Source organism: Amycolatopsis samaneae (assembly GCF_039541975.1).
Classification (GTDB): Bacteria; Actinomycetota; Actinomycetes; order Mycobacteriales; family Pseudonocardiaceae; genus Amycolatopsis; species Amycolatopsis samaneae.
On record NZ_BAABHG010000004.1, the window covers coordinates 70,467 to 77,972 of the forward strand.

The following is a 7,506-nucleotide window of genomic DNA, read 5'->3' on the forward strand; positions in this document are numbered from 1 at the left end:
TCCCGCCGCAGCGCCCCGAGATCACCGGGGCCGCGGGTTTCCTTCCACCGCGCCGATCGTGTCCCTGGTCCAGGCGTCCCAGTCCTCGCGACGGACCTCCGGGAGCCGCGGCGGCCCCTGTTCGACGGGCGGCGGTGGCGGTTTCGTGGCCTTGTCCCACCGATCGTTGAGCCCCTTGTCCAGGTAGTACGCGGGATTCGTGGAGAACTTGCTGTGCGGGTTGAAGGCGTTGTGCGCGGCGTCGCGCGCGCCGGTGAACGCCCCGTTCTCCGCCCCGTACACCTCGTCGCCCGAGGAGCCGGTGGCCGCGTCCTGCGCGGCCGCCTCGGCGACGCCGGTCGCCGCGCCCACGCCGATGTCGAGGGGCGCGTTGAGCGCGAAATGCTTGCCGGCGTCCTTCCAGTTCGTGGGCGGGGTGCCGTCGAGATGGCGGGCCGCAGGTACGTGGCGGCTCGACGATTTCGCGGCGGCGTTCTTGGCGAGGTTGCCCGCCGCGCCCACCCCGAGGCCGACGGCGCCGCCGACGACCGCGTTGACGGCGGCGGTCTTGAACATGTCGGCACGGAACCCGGAAAGCTTGTGCTGGCAGATGAGGACGAACTGGGCCAGGAAGACCACCCCGACCTGTTCGAGCAGGGAGGCGGCCAGGTGACTGACGAGCCCGATGACGGCCCGCCGGATCACGACGAGGGCGAGCGCCCTGGTCGCGGCCATCTCGCCCGGAATGCTCGCCAGCGAAGCGCCGAAGGTGAACGGCGCGGCGGCGATCTCCATGGCGATCTGGATGACGAGCAGGACCAGGAGCTGGATGACGATGATCCGCAGCATCTCGATCTGCACGGCCATCTCGTCCAGCGAGTCCGCGAACCCGAGACACGCCTTCCGGAGTGAGTCGAGGTGGCCGTCCGGGGCGGTGAACGGCGCGATGAACGCCTGAAAGGCTTCCGGTGTCCGGCCTTCCATGGCACGACCGACCCGGTGCGCGCCCTCGCGGACCAGGTCCTGGACGGCTTCGAGCTGTTTCGCGGTGGCTCGCCATTGGACGGCCAGCTGCCTGAGGTCGTCCGGGTTTCCTTCCGGCCAGTCGTTCCCGATCAGCACCTCCAGCAAGTGCTGGACGCCGGACGGGACCTCAGTCGCGGGCATCGGACCTCATGAGCTTCCGGACCTCACCCGCGGCGTGCTCGTCGGTTTCGGCGAAGGCGCGACCGGTTCGGGCCAGCTGATCGGCCGTTCCGTCGAGGAGTTGGGAAAGCGCTTCCAGCGCGACGGGCAGGTGCTGGGCGGGTTCCGCGTACCGGCCGCCGAAGGCCGCGCCCAGCGGATCCGAGCCCCAGGGATCGACGCCGTAGCCGGTTCCGGCGCCGGCGCGTGGCGCGCCGCTCGCGGCCCGGGACGCCGCCGCCGCGGCCTCGTGGAACTTGGCCACCGCGCCCGCCAGCTCCCTCGGTTCCAGCGACAACACCCCACCCGCGGGCGGGGACCATCCCGGCGGAAGGTCTCCCGAGGTGGGGTCGGTAACGGGCGCCGAGGTGGGTGCGTTGCGGTAGCCGCCGGTCGGGCCGTCGAGTGCGGAAGAAGAAGCCACGATTACCAGTCAACGAAAACCCGGCGATGGAGGCCACCGTCTTCACACGTTCCCAACGCGCCGAGGTCAGTCCCTTAACGGCCGGAAAACGCCGCTGTGGCAACGACCACTTTGGTGCTATGAAGGGGTCCTTGGGGGCGTTGAGCGTCTTCAAGGGAGCCTTCAGGACGTCACGTCGGTCGAAGCCCGCGTCGCGAACGGAGCGTTGGGGACACTCAACGTCCCCAACGACCCGTACAAGACATCCACACCCGGACAGCCTCTGACGCGGGACTTTCGGCGTGTGGCCAGGGGTTTGCCACGTCATGAAGGGAGCCATCGAGACGTTCAACGTCCTCAAGGGAGCCTTCAGGACATCCACGTCGGTCGAAGCCCGCGTCGCGAACGGAGCGTTGGGGACGGTGAGCGTCCTCAACGACGCGTACGAGACATCCTCGCCCCGGGCCACACCCCACCCTCAGTGAGAAACCTTGATGTGGAAAAGGATTGGCGAAGAGCAACGGAAAGGCATTGATTTTTGACGCTTTACCCCGTCCCGTGGTGTCGTGATCACCGCTCGTGATCTTCTCGAAAGCACCTTTCCACCAGGAAAGACGGTCCGGCCCAGCATCGGCGAGGTGCCGGCCGCCGAAGTCGAGAAGGAGAAAATCCATGCCCCTGACGACAAACCTCAAGCGAGTGGCGCTTTCGTCCGGGACCGTCGGCGCCGCCGTGGCCGCGGCGGCCCTGCTGGCCACTCCGGCCGCTTCCGCCGCACCGGCCGCTTCTGGCGCTCTGAAGCTGTGCTCGCAGGGAAACTACCCGTCGACAGTGGAGTTTCCCGCTCGTGGCGGCTTTTCCACGTTCGTGATCAACCCCGGCCAGTGCCACACCACCACGGGGCTCGGCGACCGCGACAGCTACGAAGACATCAACGTCTACGGCTTCGACGGTGCGGGCAACCGCTTCGGCGCCGGGAGCGGGCATTTCAACCCGCACCGGGGCGGAAACGTGATCACCTACGGCACCCCCGGTAACGCGTGGGCGCTCACCCCGTCCTGATCCGGCGAATCCGGGTCCGCTCCGGAGACCCGGGAACCGCCGGTCGGCATCCGCGGCCGACCGGCGGTTCCCGTCAACGAACCGGGAACGCACCACGGCCTTCCACCGCCGTATGTCCACTATGGACGTCGGGAGAGCACCGTGCGGATCACTCCTCGGCGGCCGTGGCACGGACGGCGTCGGCGAGCAGCCGCAGGGAGTTCGGCGCGCCGGGGTTGAGCAGGACGTCGACACCGGTCGCCGGGAGCGCTTCGGCCAGTTGCGGCAGCGTCACCGCCAGCCAGTCCGCGGCCGGTACCCGGTCACGATGGCCGTAGGAAGTCGTCACCAGTGCCGAAGGCGCGCCGTCGGGCGCGGGCCGCACGATCGCGGCGCCCTCTTCGTCCACCGCGATGCCGAACAGGACCTTGCGCAGCAACGCGGGTAGCTGCTCGGCTTCGGCTTCACCACGGGCTATCCCGCCGAGCAGCGCGTCGACCGGGTCGAGCGGTGCGTCCGGTGTGGACGGACGATAGGCCGGGTTCGGCATGAACAGGCCGTACTCGCCGTCCGGCAGCAGCGACCAGGCCCCGACCATCGCCTCGATCGGCGGCTCGGGCGCCTCGTCGGTCGCCGTCCACCCGGGATCGACGAGCACCCGCATCTGGCCCTGTTCAACGGCTTCGGTCATCGGTGTGTCCTTCCAAACGGGCCGACAGGCGGGATGAGGAGGGACGCGGGGCGGGCTCCGGCGCGGAAGCGCGGAGGGACGCCGGTACCGGCATGACCACCGTTTCCATCATCCGGGACAGGAACGGCAACGCGGTGTCCGCGGATCCGGTCTCCGCGACGGCTTCCGTTTTCTCCGCCGTCCTGTCTTCCGGCGGGGCCGGCGGGGTCGGTACCGCCCGCACGGCCATCCGCGTCGTGAGCACTTCCGCCTTGTCCTCCGGCTTGCCTTCCGTCCTGTCCTCCGGCGGCGCGGCGGCGGGCACCGCCCGGACCGCCATCCGCGTCGTCAGTGCTTCCGCCTTCTCCTCCGGCCGTGCCGCGGGCGCGGCACCCGCCGTCGTCCGCGTCGTGAGCCGGCCCGGCTGCTCACCCGGCCGTGCCCCGGCGGACAGTGCCGCCGTCGCCTCGCCCGGGGGCGGGGCCGCGACGGGCAGCCGCGTCGTCCGCTCGACCGGCTCGTCCGCCCGCCGCGCGGCGGGCGGCGGCGTCGGCGTCGTCATCAGCCGGGTCGTCCGCTCCGCCTGGTCGTCCTCCGGCGGTGCCACGGTGGACAGCCGGGTCGTCCGCTCCACCGGCGCGTCCACCCCCGGCGCGCCGACGGGGCGGACCCGCGCCGTCGGCGCCACCGTCGGATCGAGACCTTTGATCAAGCCTTCGGCGGCGGCACGCAACCGGTCGGCCGTCGCCGGGTCGGCGGCCTCGTACAGCACCAGCGCGCACGCCGGGTCCACCGGCACCGACCGCGCCGTGTCACCGGTGCCCACCCCGTCGCTGTCCAGCGACCGGACCCACAGTCCGGACTGGACGATCTCGACCACCACGTCCGGCGTGTACCGGTAGACGCCCGGCACGATCTCGGGCAGATCCCCGACCGGTACGCGGTGACCACGCAACCGGGGCCGGGTCTCCCCCGGCCGGTACGCGAACCCTCGCGCGAAGGTCCGCCACCCCTGCCCGCCGTCCTGCCGCAGCGCGACCACCTCCGGCGCGTCCGGCGATCCGACCGGAATTCCGTTGTAGCACAAGGCTTCCGTGCCGATCGCGGCCGCCAGCGCCGGCCCGGCCGCACCACCCTCGGGCACCTTGAGCCCGCCGAGCAGCACGAACCAGGCACTGTCGCGCACCTCCGCCGGCAGGGTCCGCCAGAACGCCGCGACGTCACCCGGGTCCAGGCCGGGTACCTCGGCGCTGCCCAGCACGATCACCGGGGTGCCCGGCTGACAGGGCAGGGTGCCGACCAGCCCGAGGCGTTCACGGGCGAACTTCTCGTCCGCGCCTGCCGGGTGAATCCACATCCCGGCAGGCAGCGGTTCGGCCACCGCGCCCGTGCCCGCCGCGACGACCTCCGCCAGCGCGGGCGATTCCCAGGCCGGTAAGGGAAAGCGCTTCGCCGTCCACGCGGCGGGCTGCTTCGGCCGGAACCAGCCCCAGCCGGTCCGCGGCCCGGAGTGCACGAACAACGCGCCCGCGGCGCCCCGGTGCACCCGGCCGTACGGGGCCAGCACCGGACGGCCGAGCCGTTCCGCGAGCCAGGGCGGGATCGACGGGCTGATCTCCAGGGGCGGCCGCCCTGGCACCAGGCGAACGGGCCGCCGGTCCTTCGGCAGCCCGGCCGCGAAGGACTCCCATGCCTCGATCGGGGATTCGGCGGGCAGATCCGCCACCACCACCTGGTGGTCGGGGTCGACGGGCAGCGACGCGGCCAGCGCGCGAGCCTCGTCCGTGCCGCCGTCGCCCGCGTGCACCGCGACGGCGGCACCGGCGACAGCGTTCTTCCCGGCACGCGCGGACCGGCGGAGCCGGGTCAGCAAGGGCATCGGATTCCCCTTCGGGTCGCGCAACCTGGCCATCCTGCCGACGACAGTAGATCCCCGGAGCGGCGGAAACGACCGTGCGCGGGAAGCGGAGGACCTTCCGTCCGCGAGGAGTGCCCGAAGATCCACCACCGATCCGCGCGAGCGGCTCAGAAGGAGTCGTCCTCCCAGAACTCGCCCTTCGGAGCGGCCTTCGGAGCGGCAGGGGCGGCGGGCGCACCCGTACCTGTCGGGGGCGCGGCTTCGGCCGCCGCCTGCTCGGCGATCCGGAAGACCCGCAGCTCGAACGGGTCGGGGTCGATGAGCGGTTCGCCGTCCCCGGCCATCGGGTCGACGAGCCGGACCCCCTCCGCGTCGGGCACCGCCCAGAGCAGGTGACCGACGGTTTCCCTGCCCCGCCCGTCCTTGCGGCGCACCCAGACCAGGACCCGCGTCTCGGGCGGGAACCCGGAGATCCACTCCAGCGCGTCCACCCAGTTCGAGTGGGCCTGGATCTCCTCGGCCCCGCCCAGCTCGGCCATGGCGGGCGCGAACCACGCGGCTTCGCCGGGCCGCGGCGTGCCGGGCAGGCCGGGCGTCCCGGCTTCCCAGTCGTCCAGCCAGCCCCACGGATCCCGGTTCGGCAGCCCGAACGGCGGACTTCCCGCGTCCTTCGGCACCACCAGGGCCGCGTCCAGCAGCTGGTCGCGCCAGTCGCCGGTTTCGGTGAACCGCTCGGTGGTGATCGCGAACAGCCAGCCACGGCCGAGCTCGTCCTCGGGCACCGGGCCGACCAGGTGGACGGCGTCGGCGGGGTAGGTGCCGGCGAGCCAGTGCCCGGCCTTCCGGATCGCGGCGGGGAGATCCTCGGCGGCCATCTCCCACGGCGCCGCGATCGGCGACTCCGCGTCTCGCGGTGCCGCGGCGAACCGGGCGACGAGGAGTTCGTCGGCCGTGTCGTCCTCGATGTCGGCGTAGACGCCGCGCTGGGCGTCGAGGAAGACCACGCCGTCCTCCCCGTACTCCGCGAAGAGCAGGTGCCCGGTCAGCACGTGACCGTCGAGCCGCCGGCGCAGCCACACGACGGCGCGGGTGCCGGGACCGCCCTCGCCGATCGTCTTCGCCGCCTGCTCCCAGTCGAGGCACGTGGTGGACTCGGCGCCGGGGAAGTGCGTCGCCAGCAGCCGGTCCCACCAGCCCGGCGCCTCGTCGTCCGGGTGCCACGGCAGCGCGCTGGCCGCGTGCCCGTCCAGCACCGCACCGGCCGCCACCACGCAGTTGCGGGCGTTCAGCCGCCAGCGCACGGCGTTCTTCCCGCCACCGAGGTTGAACTCCTCGTCGAGCGGGTCGCCGTTGGCGGTGGGAAACGGATCCGCACCGTCACGCGGCACGCAGATCGTGGCGGCGAGCATCGGCTCCGCGCTGTCGTGGTGACGGCAGGCGAAGAACACCGACCGCTCGCCGGAGAAGACCGGTTCGGCGTCGGCCAGCACGACACGCTCGCCGTAGGTGTGGTGCAGCCATTCGCGGACGCGCCGCTCCTCGTCGCTCACGATCACTCCGTCTCCGGTCCGGGCGCGCCGGAGTTCCAGGGCATGACGTAGAGGCTGCTGTCACCGTCGGAGGGCGTGTGCTCGGCGAGGAACGCCTCGTCGGCCTCCGCGCCCTCACGGACGAAGGTCCCGGTCAGGCGCACCGCCGCGGGGCCCTCCGGGTTGACCAGCACGTCGACGCCGTCGGCCAGCTCCTCGACGAACCCGGCGTAGTCGACCCGGCGCCACACCGGCGCGGGAACCCGCTCCGCGTGCGGCGCCGCGGTGGCCAGCACCACGCAGAGCGTGTCGTCGGGAGCGGGCATCACCAGCGGCCGCCCGTCCCCGTTCATCGCCTGGAAGACCAGGCTCTGCCGCAACAACGCCCGCGCATGCTCCGGTTCGCCGTTCCCCTCGGCCAGATCGCGCAGCAGCGCGTCGACCGGGTCGGTCGGCAGCGTCTCGTCGGTCGGCCGGTAGTCGGGATTGGGCTGGAACAGCCCGACTTCGTCATTCTCCTCGACCGGCCACGCCCCGGCGACCGCTTCGATCGGCGGCGCCTCGCCCTCGTCCTCCGGGGTCCAGTGCGGGTCCATCAGCAGGTACCAGCGGCCGCTGTCCTGCTCCGGTTCGGTCCCGGTCTGCGCGGTCATGGTGCTCCTGAAGTCGGGCCAGGCGATCAACCGCCAGTATCATGTCGGAACGTACCCGCCAGGCCGGATTTGCCCTTAAGTGGAGCCGCCGGAGGAACTCCCGGGCAAGGGGTCTCCCGGCTCCCGCGACGGGTCGAGCCGCCACCCGACCAGGCGCGGCTCCCGCGCGTTCCGGGTTTCCCTTGGCG

At 72.2% G+C, this 7,506-nt stretch carries 7 protein-coding genes; 1 reads left to right on the forward strand and 6 read right to left on the reverse strand.

Features of this window, described 5'->3' with window-relative positions; translation table 11 throughout:
• Positions 1 to 21 precede the first annotated feature (21 nt).
• Positions 22 to 1,146 carry a WXG100-like domain-containing protein gene (locus tag ABD987_RS11050; RefSeq protein ID WP_345390145.1) on the reverse strand — a complete coding sequence of 375 codons (1,125 nt, stop codon included), beginning with the start codon at positions 1,144 to 1,146 and terminating at the stop codon, positions 22 to 24.
• A complete protein-coding gene (locus ABD987_RS11055) occupies positions 1,133 to 1,588 on the reverse strand; it encodes a hypothetical protein (RefSeq protein ID WP_345390148.1) in 456 nt (151 codons plus the stop codon). Before ABD987_RS11055 ends, ABD987_RS11050 begins: the two co-directional genes overlap by 14 nt.
• A gap of 651 nt (positions 1,589 to 2,239) precedes the next feature.
• Here ABD987_RS11055 and ABD987_RS11060 point away from each other — a divergent pair.
• Entirely contained in the window at positions 2,240 to 2,629 is a 390-nt protein-coding gene (locus tag ABD987_RS11060) for a hypothetical protein (RefSeq protein WP_345390151.1), read from the forward strand.
• Positions 2,630 to 2,777: 148 nt separating this feature from the next.
• Here the strand turns inward: ABD987_RS11060 and ABD987_RS11065 are convergent, their stop codons facing one another.
• The 4 genes from ABD987_RS11065 to ABD987_RS11080 form a co-directional block, all read right to left on the reverse strand.
• Positions 2,778 to 3,299 (reverse strand): type VII secretion system-associated protein, encoded by a 522-nt coding sequence (locus ABD987_RS11065; protein WP_345390154.1) that lies wholly within the window; start codon positions 3,297 to 3,299, stop codon positions 2,778 to 2,780.
• A complete protein-coding gene (locus ABD987_RS11070) occupies positions 3,283 to 5,157 on the reverse strand; it encodes a hypothetical protein (RefSeq protein ID WP_345390157.1) in 1,875 nt (624 codons plus the stop codon). Before ABD987_RS11070 ends, ABD987_RS11065 begins: the two co-directional genes overlap by 17 nt.
• Positions 5,158 to 5,303: 146 nt before the next feature.
• Positions 5,304 to 6,686 (reverse strand): YrhB domain-containing protein, encoded by a 1,383-nt coding sequence (locus tag ABD987_RS11075; protein ID WP_345390160.1) that lies wholly within the window; start codon positions 6,684 to 6,686, stop codon positions 5,304 to 5,306.
• 2 nt (positions 6,687 to 6,688) lie between these two features.
• The gene (locus ABD987_RS11080; protein ID WP_345390163.1) at positions 6,689 to 7,318 is read right to left on the reverse strand and encodes a type VII secretion system-associated protein; all 630 of its coding nucleotides are present in this window, start codon (positions 7,316 to 7,318) and stop codon (positions 6,689 to 6,691) included.
• Between the last annotated feature and the right edge of the window lie 188 nt (positions 7,319 to 7,506).